General features: G+C 72.4%; 15 protein-coding genes and 1 riboswitch. Of the genes, 9 read left to right on the forward strand and 6 right to left on the reverse strand.

Annotated elements, in window-relative coordinates; translation table 11 throughout:
- The 3 genes from P4R38_RS08220 to P4R38_RS08230 all read right to left on the reverse strand — a co-directional run.
- Positions 1-570 (reverse strand): hypothetical protein (locus P4R38_RS08220; protein WP_277191838.1); only part of this gene is annotated, 570 nt, incomplete at its 3' end.
- A 35-nt stretch (positions 571-605) separates the two neighbouring features.
- Positions 606-1,040, reverse strand: a complete 435-nt coding sequence (locus tag P4R38_RS08225) for a SufE family protein (RefSeq protein WP_275239054.1) — start codon at positions 1,038-1,040, stop codon at positions 606-608.
- The gene (locus P4R38_RS08230) at positions 1,037-1,927 is read right to left on the reverse strand and encodes a sulfurtransferase (protein WP_277191839.1); all 891 of its coding nucleotides are present in this window, start codon (positions 1,925-1,927) and stop codon (positions 1,037-1,039) included. The genes P4R38_RS08225 and P4R38_RS08230 overlap by 4 nt, the downstream gene beginning before the upstream one ends.
- A 95-nt stretch (positions 1,928-2,022) precedes the next feature.
- On the opposite strand from P4R38_RS08230, the gene P4R38_RS08235 reads away from it, so the two are divergent.
- From P4R38_RS08235 to P4R38_RS08260, 6 genes are all read left to right on the forward strand, one after another.
- On the forward strand, positions 2,023-2,703 hold the full coding sequence (locus P4R38_RS08235; protein WP_275239052.1) for an EcsC family protein: 681 nt from the start codon (positions 2,023-2,025) through the stop codon (positions 2,701-2,703).
- Between the two features lie 78 nt (positions 2,704-2,781).
- Entirely contained in the window at positions 2,782-3,150 is a 369-nt protein-coding gene (locus P4R38_RS08240; protein WP_277191840.1) for a YkvA family protein, read from the forward strand.
- Positions 3,151-3,240: 90 nt separating this feature from the next.
- Positions 3,241-4,311, forward strand: coding sequence for a DUF4192 domain-containing protein (locus P4R38_RS08245; RefSeq protein ID WP_277191841.1), 1,071 nt, complete (start codon positions 3,241-3,243; stop codon positions 4,309-4,311).
- 39 nt (positions 4,312-4,350) lie between these two features.
- Positions 4,351-4,461: riboswitch (SAM riboswitch) on the forward strand.
- A gap of 30 nt (positions 4,462-4,491) precedes the next feature.
- Entirely contained in the window at positions 4,492-5,670 is a 1,179-nt protein-coding gene (gene metX, locus P4R38_RS08250) for a homoserine O-acetyltransferase MetX (protein ID WP_409201251.1), read from the forward strand.
- 51 nt (positions 5,671-5,721) lie between these two features.
- Entirely contained in the window at positions 5,722-6,093 is a 372-nt protein-coding gene (locus tag P4R38_RS08255) for a universal stress protein (RefSeq protein WP_275239049.1), read from the forward strand.
- A 300-nt stretch (positions 6,094-6,393) separates the two neighbouring features.
- Positions 6,394-7,875 (forward strand): RNA polymerase sigma factor, encoded by a 1,482-nt coding sequence (locus P4R38_RS08260; protein ID WP_277191842.1) that lies wholly within the window; start codon positions 6,394-6,396, stop codon positions 7,873-7,875.
- A gap of 68 nt (positions 7,876-7,943) precedes the next feature.
- On the opposite strand, the gene P4R38_RS08265 is transcribed toward P4R38_RS08260, so the two are convergent.
- The 3 genes from P4R38_RS08265 to P4R38_RS08275 are packed head-to-tail and all read right to left on the reverse strand — an operon-like array spanning position 7,944 to position 12,519.
- A complete protein-coding gene (locus tag P4R38_RS08265) occupies positions 7,944-10,262 on the reverse strand; it encodes a transglutaminase TgpA family protein (RefSeq protein ID WP_277191843.1) in 2,319 nt (772 codons plus the stop codon).
- Positions 10,259-11,521, reverse strand: coding sequence for a DUF58 domain-containing protein (locus P4R38_RS08270; RefSeq protein ID WP_277191844.1), 1,263 nt, complete (start codon positions 11,519-11,521; stop codon positions 10,259-10,261). Before P4R38_RS08270 ends, P4R38_RS08265 begins: the two co-directional genes overlap by 4 nt.
- A 2-nt stretch (positions 11,522-11,523) precedes the next feature.
- Positions 11,524-12,519, reverse strand: a complete 996-nt coding sequence (locus P4R38_RS08275) for an AAA family ATPase (protein ID WP_277191845.1) — start codon at positions 12,517-12,519, stop codon at positions 11,524-11,526.
- A gap of 449 nt (positions 12,520-12,968) precedes the next feature.
- Here P4R38_RS08275 and mraZ point away from each other — a divergent pair, with 449 nt between their 5' ends.
- From mraZ to P4R38_RS08290, 3 genes are all read left to right on the forward strand, one after another.
- A complete protein-coding gene (gene mraZ, locus P4R38_RS08280) occupies positions 12,969-13,400 on the forward strand; it encodes a division/cell wall cluster transcriptional repressor MraZ (RefSeq protein ID WP_275239044.1) in 432 nt (143 codons plus the stop codon).
- 160 nt (positions 13,401-13,560) lie between these two features.
- The gene (gene rsmH, locus P4R38_RS08285; RefSeq protein ID WP_275239043.1) at positions 13,561-14,541 is read left to right on the forward strand and encodes a 16S rRNA (cytosine(1402)-N(4))-methyltransferase RsmH; all 981 of its coding nucleotides are present in this window, start codon (positions 13,561-13,563) and stop codon (positions 14,539-14,541) included.
- Positions 14,538-15,284: a hypothetical protein gene (locus P4R38_RS08290; protein WP_275239042.1), complete on the forward strand. Its 747-nt coding sequence runs from the start codon at positions 14,538-14,540 to the stop codon at positions 15,282-15,284. Before rsmH ends, P4R38_RS08290 begins: the two co-directional genes overlap by 4 nt.
- The last annotated feature ends 228 nt before the right edge of the window (positions 15,285-15,512 follow it).

The following is a 15,512-nucleotide window of genomic DNA, read 5'->3' on the forward strand; positions in this document are numbered from 1 at the left end:
ACCGCTCTGGCCCTGGTTGTAGCCACCCTGCTGGCCGTACGCGCCCTGCTGGTTGTACGCGTTCTGCTGGTCGCCCGTGGCCGACTTCTTGCGCATCAGCGAGATCGCCGCGAGAGCGAGACCGGCCAGCAGCAGGATCGGGCCGAGGATCAGACCGAGCAGACGCAGTGCGCCACCGCCGGCCTTGCCCTCCTTGGCGCCCGCGAAGGTCTGCACGCCGTCCTTGCCGCTGCACGTGACGGTGTACGTACCCGACTTCATCCCGTCGGTGCTGCGCGCGATCTCCCAGTACTTCGTGCCGTCGGCGCTGATCGAGAAGTCGTTGGACGGGCGGTCCAGCGTCGACTTCTGGCCACCCTGGTCGGCCTGGCAGGTCACCGCCGACCGTGCCGACTGGTCGGGGCTGAACACCGAGAAACCCGCGTCCTTGGCGTTGATCTGCTGACCGTTGTTGAAGCCCTGGAGCTTGACCGAACCGCCGGAGAGCAGGCCGACGATCAGCAGGATCAGGCCGAGGAGAACCAGCGCTCCGGCGATACCGAGCCTGGTCTTGCTGGAAGTACTGGACATGGGCGAAACCTAACGCATGGAAGAGGGCCGAGACGTCACACGGTCACCCTGTCACGGATCTGTCGTTTGATCCTGGCGAGCATGGCCACCATGCCCCGCATTCTGAGGGGCGAGACCGCCTCCGCGAGGCCGAATCGGAAGACCACGTCGTCGGGGACCGCCAGCACGGTCTCGGCGGACTGACCGTCGAGACCGGCGTGCAGGATCCCGGCGAAGCCGCGGGTCGTCGGCGCCTCCCGCGGCGCCTTGAAGAACAGCGAGACGGGAGCGTCCGGCCCGTCACCCACCTCGACGGTGAGGAAGAGCGGCGACTGGCACTCGTGGACCTGCTCCAGGTCGGCGTCGGCGTACCGGTCGGGGAGCTCGGGCAGCTCGTCGCTGAGCTCGAGCAGCAGCTGCAGCCGGTCCTTGGGGCCGACGGCCTCGAAGTCGTCGATCAGCTCCAGGAGGGGGGCGGGGAGGTCGGTCACGCGGTCGGAGCCCCCTGCTCGACGGGGACGCGCACCGAGTTGCCCCACTCGGTCCAGGAGCCGTCGTAGTTGCGGACGTGCTCGAACCCGAGCAGGTGGGTGAGGACGAACCAGGTGTGGGAGGACCTCTCGCCGATGCGGCAGTACGCGACGACCTCGTCGCCCGTGGACAGGCCCTGCTCCTGCTCGTAGATGGCGGCGAGCTCCGCGCGGGGCCGGAACCGGCCGTCCTCGCGGGCCGCGCGCGCCCACGGCACCGACTTCGCGCCGGGGATGTGCCCGCCGCGGACCGACCCCTCCTGCGGGTAGTCGGGCATGTGCAGCAGCTCACCGGAGTACTCGCCGGGGGACCGGACGTCGACCAGGGGCTTGCCGAGGTGGTCCAGGACGTCGTCCCGGAAGGCGCGGATACCGGAGTCCTCGCGCTGGACGACGGGGTAGTCGGCCGGGGTGACGGTGGGGACGTCCCGGGTGAGCTCGCGGCCCTCCGCCTCCCAAGCGGCCCGGCCGCCGTCCAGCAGCCGGACGTCGGGGTGGCCGAAGAGCTCGAGCACCCACAGCGCGTACGCGGCCCACCAGTTGCTCTTGTCGCCGTAGACGACGACGGTGGTGTCCCGGCCGATGCCGCGCTCGGACATCACCGTGGCGAACCGCTCGCCGTCGACGTAGTCCCGAGTCACCGGGTCGTTGAGGTCGGTGTGCCAGTCGAGCTTGAGCGCACCGGGGATGTGGCCGGTGTCGTACAGCAGGACGTCCTCGTCCGACTCCAGCACGACCAGGTCGCCCGTACCGTCCTCGAGCCGGTCGGCGAGCCACTGGGTGCTGACCAGACGCTCGGGGTGGGCGTACTCGGCGAAGGCAGGGTTCTCGTCGCGAGGAGCAGGCATGGCGCCACCGTACGCCGCCGCAGCAGGAGGGCCGTGGGGCGCCCGTGGTCCGAACCGGCACGGTTGCGGCGCGCGCGCCTGGCAGGATGACCGCCATGTTCGGACTAGGTAAGAAGAAGCCCGTCCAGACCGCGCCGGCCAAGGTCGACGACGGCCCACTCGCGACGACCGCGACCAACCTGGCCGAGCGTCTGCTCGACGTCGGGTTCGACGGGAGAGCGGGATTCAAGTCCGCGCGCGCTGTCGCCGACGCGGCTCGCGCCAAGCACCAGGGCAATGTGGAACAGGCGATCGACGAGGTCGTCGGGGACCACCGCCGACTGGTCGCGGGCGGTGGGTTCATCACCGGGCTCGGCGGCTTCGTCACCATGCCGGTCGCCCTTCCTGCCAACGTGTTCGAGTTCTACGTCCTCGCGACCCGCACGACCGCCGCGATCGCACACCTGCGTGGGCACGACATCGACCAGCACGAGATCCGCTCCGCCGTCCTGCTCACGCTGATCGGCGCGGAGGCGGACGACCTGCTGAAGAAGGCGGGCGTGGTGAGCACCGGACGGCTGGCGAACCTCGCCGCGCAGCGGCTGCCCGGCCCCGCGCTCATGGTCGTCAACAAGGCCGTCGGCTTCCGCCTCATCAGCCAGGTCGGTCGCAAGGCCTTCTCGAAGATGGGTAAGGGGATCCCGCTGGCGGGCGGGGTCGTCGGTGCCGGGCTGGACGTCTACCTGTTCAACAAGATCGCGGCGGGCGCACGACGGGAGTTCCCGCCGAAGGCCTGACCGGCCGGAATCGCCGGCGCTCCCGGATCGTTCCACCAGTCACCGCCGGTCACCCGACCGAGCGTGAAGGAGGGTCACATGCCCACACCTCGTCCCGTCCGATGGACCGGTCTACGTCAGCTGTCGGCCGCGGTGCGCACGGCCAGCGCACCCGGCGCACCGAGCCTGGCGACCCGGATGAGCGCGGTACCGCGCCTGGTGCGTGCCTCGCTGTCCGGGCAGTACGACGGGTGCACGCCCGCGCACCTCGCCGCGCTGGCGGCCGCGGCCGCGTACGTGGTGTCGCCGGTCGACCTGCTGCCGGAGGCCGTGCTGTCGGTCGTCGGTCTCGCGGACGACGCCGTCGTCCTGGCGTGGTTCGCAGCCGCGCTCGTCCGCGACACCGACGACTTCCTGGCCTGGGAGAAGGCCCGCGAGCGCACCGTGCGCGGCGAGACCGTGCGCTGAGCCCTCCACATCCCCACCGACAGCTCCGGGCTGTCCACCGCGAGCGGCACGGCGTGGCGCTGAGCACGCTGCCAGCCGGACGCTCGGGGCATGACGCACAAGCTGCGCGGCCTCGGAGAGCTGGTCGCCTATATCCCGTACCTGCTGGGCTTCGTCCCCCGGGCGTCCGTCGTGGTCATCGGCAGCGGCCCGGACGGGATCGGGCCGGTCTCCCGGGTCGACATCCCGCCTGATCCGAAGGACGACGAGGAGGTCGCGAGACAGGTCGTGACCCAGCTGCGCCGTGCGTCGCTGGAACGGTTCGACCTGATCGGGTACGCCGGTGGCCGACCTGCCCACCCGCTGCTGGACCGGATCTCGGTCCGGCTGTCCGAGACCACCGGCGCCGAGCCGGGCCACCACCTCCTCGTGGACGACGGGGGCTGGCGGGCGACGCGGTGCGTGTGCGGCGGATGCCGCCTCGGCGTGCGGTCCGCGGTGCCCTCACCGGACCGGGTTCCGGCGGTGGCGGAGCAGGTGCTGCGAGAGGTGCACCCGTACCTCGATCGTGCCGAGCTCGTCGCCAGCCTGCAGACGAGCAGACCGTTGGTCGTGCAGGCCGTACGCAGCATGAGCCGCGGTCGGCCGGACACCCTCGGCGAGGTGGATGTCGCTGCTGCGTGGGCGGCCGTGCTGGACGTCGGTGACGACGCCCCGGCGGTGCACGACCTGCCGGCCGCCGTTCTGCTCACGGCGATGGACGCGTTGCGCGATCCCGTCCGGCGTGACGACATCCTCGGCTGGCTGGTTCCCGGGACCCTCAGCTTTCCGGCGCAGGTGCCCCGGCTGGTCACCGCACTCGACGACCGCCTCGGTCTGCCGCGCTGGCGGACCTCCCTCGGGCCGCAGGACCACGAGCACGACACGCAGGTCATCAGGGTGACCCGGCGGCTGCAGCAGCTTGTCGCCTGCACACCGCGGGAGTGGGCCGACGGCACGGCCACGCTGCTCGGCTACTGGTGCTGGGTCCACGGCCAGGGGGCGCTGGCCACCACCGCGCTGGAGATCGCCGTGCAGGTCCGACCGGGCCGGGCGCGGATGGCTGCGCTGCTGCTCCAGGTGATCAGCCACGGGCTGCGCCCCGAGGACATGCGTCCCACACCCCGAGAGACCGCCTCATGAGATTGGGCGTGACCTGGCCCGCCTTGCTACCGTCAGCGCGGTCAAGAGTCTCAGCGTCAAGCCCCGGCTTGCTGAGCGGCAACCCTCCAACCGCGGTGGGGTGCCCCGGGTGAGGACAGGGTCGGACGAGGTGTCCGACAAGCGCGGGGTCAGCTCACCGGATGGCCCCTGACCCGGGAGATGCCGTTGACCGTCCTGAGCCAGCCGCACGGCGCCACGCTGCCGCGCCACCCGCGCCAGGTCGACCTGTCGCCCTCGTTCAACCCGCAGGCGTTCGGAGTACGCCTGCCCGGCATCGACCTGGACAGCGGGACATCGCTGCCAGCGGTGACCGTCGCTGTCCAGACCTGGGGGACGTCGGCGCCGGACGGGTCCAACGCCGTGCTCGTCGAGCACGCCCTGACCGGTGACGCCCACGTCACCGGTCCCGCCGGTCCCGGACAGCCGACCGCCGGGTGGTGGGACGGCGTCGTGGGCCCCGGGTGCGCCATCGACACCGATCGCTACTTCGTCGTCGCGACCAACGTGCTCGGCGGCTGCCGAGGGACCACCGGTCCCGGCTCGACGGCACCCGACGGCCGGCCCTGGGGCTCGCGCTTCCCGCAGGTGAGCATCCGGGACCAGGTCCGCGTCGAGGCGCAGGTCGCTGACCTCCTCGGCGTCGACCGGTGGCGCCTGGTGGTCGGCGGATCGATGGGCGGCATGCGCGCGGTCGAGTGGGCCGCCACCTTCCCCGACCGGGTGCGGGCCGCTGCGGTCGTGGCGAGCACCGCGGCCGCGTCGGCAGACCAGATCGCCTGGGGCCAGGCGCAGGTCCTCGCCGTCACGGGGGACCCGGACTACCGCGGCGGCGACTACTACGACCAGGGGGTGACGCCGTCGCACGGCCTCGGGCTCGCCCGCCGGATCGCGCACACCACCTACCGCAGCGCACCCGAGCTGGACAGCCGGTTCGGCACCGCCGGCCAGGACGGTGAGGACCCGTTGCGCGGTGGCCGCTTCTCGGTCGAGGGCTACCTCGACCACCATGCGGCCAAGCTGGTCGGTCGGTTCGACGCCGGCACGTACGTCGTGCTGACCAGGGCGATGGCCACGCACGACATCGGCCGCGGCCGCGGTGGTGCGGCGGCGGCCCTCGAGAGGTTCGACGGCGACCTGCACGTCGTCGCGGTCGACTCCGACCGGCTCTTCCCCGTCGAGCTGTCCGAGGCGCTGGTCCGCGCGCACGGCCGTGGGTCGGTCCAGGTCGTTGCCTCACCGCACGGACACGACGGCTTCCTCATCGAGACCGAGCGGGTGAGCGCGGTCCTGCGCGACGCCCTGTCCGACGAGACGCCCGCGACGGGCGTCGTCCGGTAGCGTCGGCATCCCGGCGACCGGGAAGGTCGCTGCAGGACGAGGAGGTCCCCGGTGACAGTGGTGGTCGGATACGTCGCGACGCGTGAGGGCCAGGCCGCGCTCGACCGAGGGGTCAAGGAGGCGGCCGCTCGCCGGACCCGGCTTCTCGTCGTGGACTCTCGCGGCGGCTCCTCGGACGAGCCCGTGCTCACCCAGGTCCTCGAGCAGGCGCGGGCCGACGGGGTCGAGGTCGAGCTGCGCTCACTGACCCACGACGCCGACCCCGCCGAGGACATCATCACGGCGGCCGAGGAGGTCGACGCCGAGCTCATCGTGATCGGGCTGCGCCGCCGGACCCCGGTCGGCAAGCTCATCCTCGGCTCGAACGCGCAGCGGATCCTGCTCGACGCCGGCTGTCCCGTCCTGGCCGTGAAAGCGCCCTGATCTGCAGGAATGCGGCGCGCCCGAGCCGAGTTGGTCATAACAGACCCGCGGTGGGTTTTATAATGGTGGTGGAATGCTCGCCGGAGCCGCCACTCCGGCGCCTCAGAGCGCCACTCCGCCCCGCCCCCCAGGTCGCCGTCGCTCGTCGACGGCCCTTGTCGTGATGCCTGCAGATCCCAGGCGGACATCACCGTACGTATCCCGGAAGGTAGCCCGTTGACACCAGTGTCGAAGACCTCAGCTGAGACCGCGGCCCCAGCTCTGCCGGCCGAGTTCGCACATCCTGCGCTGCAGGACCTGATGCGAGTGGGTCAGGCCAGTGGTTCTGTCGACAGCATCGCGCTCAAGCACGCACTCGAGACGGCCGAGATCGAGCCGAAGCGGATGAAGGTCGTGCTGCGCGCGCTGGAGCAGCACGGCGTGAGCGTGACCCTCGACCCCGACACGGCTCAGCGTGCCGTCGCGGCGACCGCGACCCGCAAGAAGGCCGCGCGGACGACCAAGAAGGCCGCCCCGAAGGCGACCGCCGCCGAGGCCAAGCCCGCCAAGAAGGCAGCCGCGAAGTCCGCCGCCGCACCCGCCAAGAAGACCGCGGCCAAGGCGACGACCACGCGCACCGCCGCGAAGAAGGCGGCGACCGGCGCCACCGCGTCGACGACCGGCCCCGCGACGGCCAAGCGCGCCGCGGCCAAGAAGGCGGCCGCCACCACGACCGAGACGGAGACCACCGTCGAGGGCGAGGAGGCCGAGGACGAGGCCACCGACACCGCCTCGGCGCCGGGCGCCACCGAGGCGGTCACCGAGTCCGGCGGCTTCGTGCTGCGCCAGGACGACGACGCCGACGCCCCCGCGCAGCAGGTCGTCACGGCCGGCGCCACCGCGGACCCGGTCAAGGACTACCTCAAGCAGATCGGCAAGGTCGCCCTGCTCAACGCCGAGCAGGAGGTCGAGCTCGCCAAGCGGATCGAGGCCGGCCTGTTCGCCGAGGAGAAGCTGAACTCCGGCGACAAGATCGAGATGAAGCTCAAGCGCGAGCTGTGGTGGATCGCGCAGGACGGCAAGAAGGCCAAGAACCACCTGCTCGAGGCCAACCTGCGGCTGGTCGTCTCGCTCGCCAAGCGCTACACCGGCCGCGGCATGCTCTTCCTGGACCTCATCCAGGAGGGCAACCTCGGTCTGATCCGCGCGGTCGAGAAGTTCGACTACACCAAGGGCTACAAGTTCTCGACGTACGCCACCTGGTGGATCCGTCAGGCGATCACCCGCGCCATGGCCGACCAGGCCCGCACCATCCGTATCCCGGTGCACATGGTCGAGGTCATCAACAAGCTGGCGCGCGTGCAGCGGCAGATGCTGCAGGACCTCGGTCGCGAACCCACGCCGGAGGAGCTGGCCAAGGAGCTCGACATGACGCCTGAGAAGGTCGTCGAGGTCCAGAAGTACGGCCGCGAGCCGATCTCGCTGCACACCCCGCTCGGCGAGGACGGCGACAGCGAGTTCGGTGACCTCATCGAGGACTCCGAGGCGGTCGTCCCGGCCGACGCGGTCAGCTTCACCCTCCTGCAGGAGCAGCTGCACTCGGTCCTGGACACGCTGTCCGAGCGCGAGGCGGGTGTCGTCTCGATGCGCTTCGGGCTCACCGACGGTCAGCCGAAGACGCTGGACGAGATCGGCAAGGTCTACGGCGTCACGCGCGAGCGGATCCGCCAGATCGAGTCCAAGACGATGAGCAAGCTGCGCCACCCGAGCCGCTCACAGGTCCTGCGCGACTACCTGGACTGAGCCGAGAACGACGAAGCCGGGCGACCCCATCGGGGGTCCGCCCGGCTTCGTCGTTCTCGGCTGCGAGCTCAGCCGCCCGACCGGCCCCGCCGGTCGAACCATCGACCCGGAGCGGACAGGACCGCGCGCAGGCCGGACCGCACGGCCAGTCGTCCCGTCCGCGGCGCGAGCAGCGCGGCCGTCCGCACCGACCACGACGCGTTCCCTCGGACGTCGCGCAGGATGCGGTCGGCGTCCTGCTCCAGCGTCTCGGGCGAGGTGGTCGGTGCGGCGTACCGCGATGCCTCGAGGGTGCGGACGGCCCGGTGCAGGGCGGCCCTGCCCTCGCCGCCGAGGGTGGCGTGCTGGCGGTAGTGCTGCTCGGCCTGGCGCGGCGTCCGCCCCGCGGGCGGTGCGACGCCCAGGTCCTCGAGCCGGGACTGAAGGGCGTGCCACTCGCCCTCGACGTGCTCGCGACCGTCCTGGGCGCGCCGCAGCGGCTGCTCCCGGCGCCAGCGCGCGGCCACCGGAACCACGAGGGCCCCCAGGGCGCCGACGACCAGGACCAGCAGCGTCCACCACGTCGTCGAGCTGCTGAGCCAGGACTGCTCGGACGCGCCGCCACCGGTCTGCCGGGTGTCCGCCGACGGGGCCGTGGGCGTCGGGGGCGCGGTCGAGGTGCGGGTGTCGGTCGCCTCCTGGGACTCGCGCCCGGCGCCGGGGCCGGACGTGCTGCTGCTGCCGCCGGCGTACTCGGGCACCGTGCCGGCCCGGACCCCCGGGGTCGGCTCGAACCGCGTCCAGCCCAGGCCGGGGAAGTACAGCTCGGGCCAGGCGTGCGCGTCCGACTGACGCACCTGGTAGCTCTGCCCGTCGGCCGTTCCCGGGAGGAACCCGACGGCGAGCCGCGCTGGGATGTCCTGGCTGCGCGCGAGCATCACCATCGCGGTGGCGAACTGCGTGCAGTACCCCTGACGGGTGACCAGGAAGTTGCTGATCGGGTCCAGCGGTGCCCCGTTGACGACCTGAGTGGGTTTCAGCGTCAGCGAGTAGGTGAAGCGCGATGGGTCGCGCAGCCAGTCCTGGATCTTGATCGCCTTGGTGAAGTCACTGTCGTTGCTGCGCACGATGCCGTCCGCGGTCTGCTGCACCCGGTCGGCCGACAGCGGATCCACGCGCAGGGTGTTGGACGGCACTGCGGGCGCGGAGGCATGGGAGCCGTTGGGCCGCGCGCTCGGCCCCAGCTTGCTGTAGGTGATCTGGTAGCTGTCGGGCCGGTCCGAGACGCGGGGCATCGCCGCGCTCGGCTCGTACGTCCAGCTGGTGTCACCCATGTCGGCCGAGCTGACCGGCCACGGCACGGCGACGATCGGTGAGTCGACACCGTTGGCCGACACCTTCGTCCGGAACAGCGTGATCGGCTGAGATCCGAGGCCGTCCGGGGAGGGCAGCCGCTCGTTGTTGGTCCCTCGCCGCTCACGCGGCGGGTCGTCGTGCACCCAGTTGCCGCCGGCGTACATCGACATGGACATGGCCCGCAGCGGTGGCGGGTCGGGGTCGCTGGTGGTGTACCGCAGCACGGGCTCCTGGCTGCGGCTGCGCAGGTTCTGCTCGAGGTCCAGCCGGTCGGAGAACCCGACCACCCCGACGTTGCCACCCCCGGAGCCGGACCGGGCCAGCCCGTCGGAGAGGTATCGCGGCGGCAGGTGGGGGAGGAAGGCCGGCACCAGGATCGCGAGCAGGACGGTGCCGGCGCCCACCCAACGCGCGGTCGAGGAGTAACCCGCGATGCCGAACCGGTCCTCGAGCCGTTCGGGCGTCCGGGAGTAGGCCTCGGTCGAGGACCACCGCCGCAGCAGCTGCATACCGCCCTGGGCCAGCATCAGCAGCCAGGCGGCCGCCAGGGCGACGAAGTAGACGGGGTTCAGCGGCTCGCCCGTGTTGGAGGTCGACATCAGGAAGAGCGCGAGGAGGGGCATGCCGGCGAGCGCGGGCATCCGCATCCCCACGGACATCAGGTCCACCAGGACGGCGACCAGCGGCACGATCAGGGTCAGCGCGAAGACGATCCCGGGCGTGGCGGGCGCGGGTGCGGCGTACCGGGAGAGGGTGTTGGTCGCGTCGACGAACAGGTCACCGATGGCGCCCGGCAGCTGCGACGGCGCCAGGTGGTCGTGCAGGTGCAGCAGCGCGGTGCCACCCAGGACACCCACCAGCTGGGCCGCGGCGGTCAGCGACCTGGGCGCCCCCACCGCCCGGCCGACCATGCCGATGACCGCGACGAGAGCGAGGAGGAGAAGGACCGGGCGGATCCAGGTGTCGCCGATGAGCAGCGTCCGCACGGGCCAGGAGGCCACCAGGACGGCGACCGCCGCGAGGAGGGTCTCCAGCGGCCGGGCCCGGCTCATGACGACGTCACCGTGAACGACCCGAGCCGGGTGAGGCTCTGCCAGGCCGCGCGCGCCGTCACTCCCGCCGGCACCGACACGACGCGCCAGCCGGCGGAGCCGAGCAGGTCACAGTGCCCGGCGGCCTGAGCGCTGGTGGTGCGACGGCCCTCTGCGATCCCGGCGGCGTCCAGCACCATGGCCAGCGACGACGTACCGGGCTGCCGGAGGCCGGCGAGGTCGGTGACGCTGCGGTCGTCCAGGTCGGTCACCACCGCGACCAGGCTGCCGCCACGTTCGGTGAGTCCGTGCGCCGTCGTCACCAGCCGGCTGTGCTCGACGTCGTCACCGGTCTCGGCGACGGCGAGCAGCTCCACCACCTCGGTCGCGGACAACGGCTGCTCGACCGTGCCGTCCAGCAAGGTCTCGCGGGATGCCAGGTGGAGGGTGTAGCCGGCCTCGCCGAGCTGGACCGCCACCGACGCCACGGCGCTGACCGCCCACTCGAAGGAGCTGTGCCCACCACTGCCGGCGTGACCCTGCTGGCGGGAGTCCAGCAGCAGCACGGCGGACCGGCGGGCGGGGCGGTCCTCCTGCCGGACCATGATCTCGCCGCGGTGCGCGGTCGCCGGCCAGTGGACCTTCCGCAGGTCGTCGCCGTCGTGGTAGGCGCGGATGCTGACGTCCTCCTCGCCGTGCAGCGCGACCATCTGCGGCGTCTCGCCCTCGTTGCCGAGCCCCGAGCCCGGCGGGCGGCCGTGGCCCAGGGCCTCGATCCGCGGGAGCACGACGACCTCGCCGACCGACCGGATCATCAGGTCGACGTGGGTCAGACCGAACGGGTCCTGCTGCTGCAGGGCGATCGGCCCGAGCTCGTGGCGACCGCGGACGTGGCTGCGGATGCGGTAGGTCAGCCGACGCCGGGCGCCCGGCTCCATCCGCGGCAGCAGGAAGCGCGGGCGGTCGCCGAGGACGTAGTCGATGCGCTCCTCGGCGAGGTAGAGCGGCGTCGCCCGGTCACCGATGTTGGCGAAGTCGACGACGACCTCGGCGCGCTCGTCCGGCTGCAGCCGTGCCGGCGTGACGGACCGCTCGATGCTGAGCCGAGGTGGACGCCGCCGTGCGACCAGGCGCGCGAGCAGAGGGAGCACGGCCAGCAGGACGCCGATCCGGGTGATGTCCGGGAAGCCGAGCAGGATGCCGCCGAGGACGAGAGTGACGCCGCAGGTGAGCAGCGCGCGCCCCCGCCCGGTCAGGGTGCGGGGTCGTGACTCGTTCATCGTCAGCGCGCAGCGGTGGGGACCGGAACCCGCCGGAGCAGGTCCTGCAGCACGTCGGCGGTCGAGCGGTGGGCCATCTGCGTCTCGGCGCTCGGGAGCACCCGGTGGGCGAGCACCGGAGCGACCAGGGCCATGACGTCCTCGGGGATCACGTGGTCGCGACCCTCCAGCGCGGCGTGCGCCCGCGAGGCCCGGAGCAGCTGCAGGGCCGCTCGCGGCGAGGCGCCGAGCCGCAGCGCGGAGGAGGACCGCGTCGTGCCCACCAGGTCCACGATGTACTGGCGCAGGCTCGGGCTCGCGTGCAGCGTGGTGACGTGCTCGGCCAGCCGCTGGACCGTCGGGGCGTCGGTGACCGGGCGCAGCGTCTCCAGGGGCGACCGGCCGCCGTGGGTGTCGAGCATGTCCAGCTCGGCCGTTCCGGTCGGGTACCCCATCGAGATGCGGGCCATGAACCGGTCGCGCTGGGCCTCCGGCAGCGGGAACGTCCCCTCCATCTCGATGGGGTTCTGGGTGGCCATCACCATGAACGGGCGGCGCAGCTCGTACGTCGTGCCGTCGACGGTGACCTGGCCCTCCTCCATGCACTCCAGCAGGGCGGACTGGGTCTTGGGGGAGGCCCGGTTGATCTCGTCGCCGACGACGATGTTCGCGAAGATCGCCCCCGGGCGGAACTCGAAGGTGCGACTGTCCTGGTTGAACACGCTGACACCGGTGATGTCGCTCGGCAGCAGGTCAGGGGTGAACTGGATACGCCGCATCGGGCAGTCGATCGAGCGCGCCAGCGCCTTGGCGAGCATCGTCTTCCCGACGCCCGGCACGTCCTCGATCAGCAGGTGCCCCTCGGCCAGCAGGACGGTGACCGCGGTGCGGACGACCTCGCTCTTGCCCTCGATGACCGAGGAGACCGCGCGATGGATGTCGCCGGCAACCGTCCTCAGCTCGTCCAGGCTCGTCCCCCCGTGCCGCGGTTGCGTGTCCGTCTCAAGCCCTGAATGCATGCCGTGATCCTGCCTGATGAGCACGAGGTAGGTAGGTCGATCAACCGGTGAGGGCGTGATCGTTACCTGACTGGTCCCACCATTGTCACCCAGGGCCGTGGCGGCGTCACCCTGCTGCGCGTACGCCCCGCTCGGGGACCGGTGACCTCCGCCCTCCACCGGCCGCTCCACTTCGCACCACCGGCATCGGTCCGCGCCCCCGGACAGGCGCTCCCGCGGGTGGACGGACCGGCGTCGGCCGTCACGGACCGGCCGGTGCCGCCGAACCCGCCCCACCTCCCACCACCACGCACCCCACCGGCGCTGACCTGCGGTGATGCCCAGGGCGCCGCTCGGTACGACCGCGCGTACGGGCGTGTGGCAGATGGCAAGTGGAGCAAAGTGGAGTACGGTGGAGCGCACGGGAAGAGCGGTGGTGCTGTCGCCGGTGGCGGAGGAGGTGGGAGCCGATGTTTCTCGGTACCCACACGCCGCGGCTGGACGACAAGGGCCGGCTCTTCCTGCCGGCGAAGTTCCGCAAGGAGCTCGCCGGTGGCCTGGTCGTCACGCGAGGACAGGAGCGCTGCCTGTACGTGTTCGCGATGGCCGAGTTCGAGCGCATCATCGCCACGATGAGCTCCACGCCCGTCACCAGCCGGGCCGTCCGTGACTTCCAGCGCGTGTTCCTGTCCGCCGCCTCCGACGAGATCCCGGACAAGCAGGGCCGGGTCACCATTCCGGCCGTGCTGCGCGAGTACGCCGGCCTGTCCCGTGACTGCACCGTCATCGGTGCCGGGGCGCGCGTCGAGCTGTGGGACACCGCGGCCTGGAACGAGTACCTGTCCGCCACCGAGGAGTCCTTCTCCGAGCAGTCGGAGGAGGTGATCCCCGGACTCCTGTGACGCCGCGCCGGCCCGGGCGCCGGCTGCGAGGTCTCCACCCGCTCACGTCCATCCGTCCCGACGTCCCTTCCCCGGCGCCGGAGCGAGTGGACGGGGACGCGGTGGGGGACCTGGCAGCCGGACCGGGCCACCACCCAGCAGACCAGAGAGGAGGACCGCCATGACCGACTTCCCAGGACGCGCCGCCGACCGGCACGTACCCGTCCTGCGCGACCGCATCGTCGCGCTGCTCGCCCCTGCCCTGCAGGCACCCGGCTCCGTGGCCGTGGACGCGACGCTCGGCATGGGCGGTCACACCGAGGCGCTGCTGCGCGAGTGCCCGCAGGCCACGGTGATCGGCATCGACCGGGACACCGAGGCGCTGCGGCTGGCGGGGGAGCGGCTGGCCGGGTTCGGTGAGCGGTTCGTCCCGGCCCGCGCGGTCTACGACGAGATCCTGCAGGTGCTGCAGGCCCAGGGCCGCCGGCAGGTCGACGCCGTGCTGTTCGACCTGGGCGTCTCCTCCCTCCAGCTGGACGAGGAGGAGCGCGGGTTCGCCTACCGGCACGACGCCCCCCTGGACATGCGGATGGACCAGACCGGTGGGCCGACGGCCGCCGACGTGCTCAACACCTACGACGCGCGCGAGCTCGAGCGCATCCTGCGTGAGTACGGCGAGGAGCGGTTCGCCCGGCGGATCGCGAACGCCGTCGTCCGCGAGCGCGAGCGGGAGCCGTTCGACCGGTCCGAGCGGCTGGTCGACCTGCTGCGGTCCGCCATCCCCGCGGCCTCGCAGCGCACCGGCGGGCATCCGGCCAAGCGGACGTTCCAGGCCCTGCGGATCGAGGTCAACCGCGAGCTCGAGGCGTGGCGGTCGGCGCTGCCGGACGCGATCCGCGCGCTGGCCGTGGGCGGTCGCGTCGCGGTCCTCTCCTACCACTCGCTCGAGGACCGCATCACCAAGCAGACCCTCGCCGCCGGCGCCCGCAGCACCGCGCCGCCCGGTCTGCCGGTCGAGCTGCCCGAGCACGCGCCGTACCTGCGACTGCTGACCCGTGGCGGCGAGGAGCCGACCGCCGAGGAGATCGAGACCAACCCCCGCGCCGCATCCGCCCGCCTGCGCGCCGCAGAACGCACCCGATCGACGGAGGCAACCTCATGAGCCAGATGACCGCTCCGGTGACCACCCAGCGGGCCGCGCGACTCCCGGCACGCCGACCGGCGGCCCGAGCGGCGGCGCCCGTCCGGGCTCGCCTGCGGGTGGTCACGGGCGAGGAGGTGCGGCACAGCCACACGGGCTTCGGGGTGGTGTGCGCGCTGCTGATGGCGGTCGGTCTGCTGGCCGTGCTCCTGCTCAACACCGCACGCGCGGAGCAGTCGTTCGCCCTGGGCAACCTGCAGCAGACCTCCGACCGGCTCTCCGACAACGAGGAGCAGCTGCGCACCGACCTGGCCAACGTCCAGGCCCCCCAGCAGCTGGCCCTGAAGGCCCAGGAGATGGGCATGGTGCCGGCCACGGAGGTGGCGTACGTGCGGACGTCGGACAAGAAGGTGCTCGGCGTGGCGACGCGGGCGCCCGGCGCAGGCGCGTTTACCGTGGGCACACTGCCGAACACGCCCGCCAGCACCGTCGCCGGACGGGCGGTGACAGCGGCCGAGCAGGACATCGTGATCGTCAAGCCGACTCCGCCCCAGCCTCCGACAACGGCACCGACCCAGCAGTCGGGACAGCCCACGGTCAAGCAGTCCCCGGCCGCGGGCGGTGCGGCGTCACCCACGGCGCCGACGACCCGCACCTCGCCTGCGCGTCCCGCCGTCAAGCAGCAGGACGCCGGTCGCTCGACCGGCGGCCGACCGGCGACGTCGACCCCGACCACAGGCACGCGAACGACCACGACGAGGTGAGCACGTGAGCCAGCAGCGCCGACCCGGTCCAGCGCAGACGCGTCCGGCGCGGCGGGGTCGGCCCGCGGCCACTCGGCACGAGCCCGACAGGCGCCGGCGACGGACCACACCGCGGCCCGCCTCCGCCGATGCCGGCTCGACCCCGCGGGCCCGCGCCCACCGCGCGGCTCCGCGTCGGCCGGTTCCGCGTACGAGACCGCCGGCACCGCCGCGTCGGCCGGTCTCGCT

It is taken from the genome of Luteipulveratus flavus, from assembly GCF_029439465.1.
GTDB lineage: Bacteria > Actinomycetota > Actinomycetes > Actinomycetales > Dermatophilaceae > Luteipulveratus > Luteipulveratus flavus.

Bases quoted from the DNA above. Each gene is read 5' to 3' on its own strand.
- P4R38_RS08260 (WP_277191842.1), top strand. From the start codon at position 6,394: ATGCGAGTGGGTCAGGCCAGTGGTTCTGTCGACAGCATCGCGCTCAAG.
- P4R38_RS08230 (WP_277191839.1), bottom strand. From the start codon at position 1,927: ATGCCTGCTCCTCGCGACGAGAACCCTGCCTTCGCCGAGTACGCCCAC.
- metX (WP_409201251.1), top strand. From the start codon at position 4,492: ATGCCGTTGACCGTCCTGAGCCAGCCGCACGGCGCCACGCTGCCGCGC.
- P4R38_RS08245 (WP_277191841.1), top strand. From the start codon at position 3,241: ATGACGCACAAGCTGCGCGGCCTCGGAGAGCTGGTCGCCTATATCCCG.
- P4R38_RS08235 (WP_275239052.1), top strand. From the start codon at position 2,023: ATGTTCGGACTAGGTAAGAAGAAGCCCGTCCAGACCGCGCCGGCCAAG.
- P4R38_RS08290 (WP_275239042.1), top strand. From the start codon at position 14,538: ATGAGCCAGATGACCGCTCCGGTGACCACCCAGCGGGCCGCGCGACTC.
- P4R38_RS08240 (WP_277191840.1), top strand. From the start codon at position 2,782: ATGCCCACACCTCGTCCCGTCCGATGGACCGGTCTACGTCAGCTGTCG.
- P4R38_RS08275 (WP_277191845.1), bottom strand. From the start codon at position 12,519: ATGCATTCAGGGCTTGAGACGGACACGCAACCGCGGCACGGGGGGACG.
- P4R38_RS08270 (WP_277191844.1), bottom strand. From the start codon at position 11,521: ATGAACGAGTCACGACCCCGCACCCTGACCGGGCGGGGGCGCGCGCTG.
- rsmH (WP_275239043.1), top strand. From the start codon at position 13,561: ATGACCGACTTCCCAGGACGCGCCGCCGACCGGCACGTACCCGTCCTG.
- P4R38_RS08265 (WP_277191843.1), bottom strand. From the start codon at position 10,262: ATGAGCCGGGCCCGGCCGCTGGAGACCCTCCTCGCGGCGGTCGCCGTC.
- mraZ (WP_275239044.1), top strand. From the start codon at position 12,969: ATGTTTCTCGGTACCCACACGCCGCGGCTGGACGACAAGGGCCGGCTC.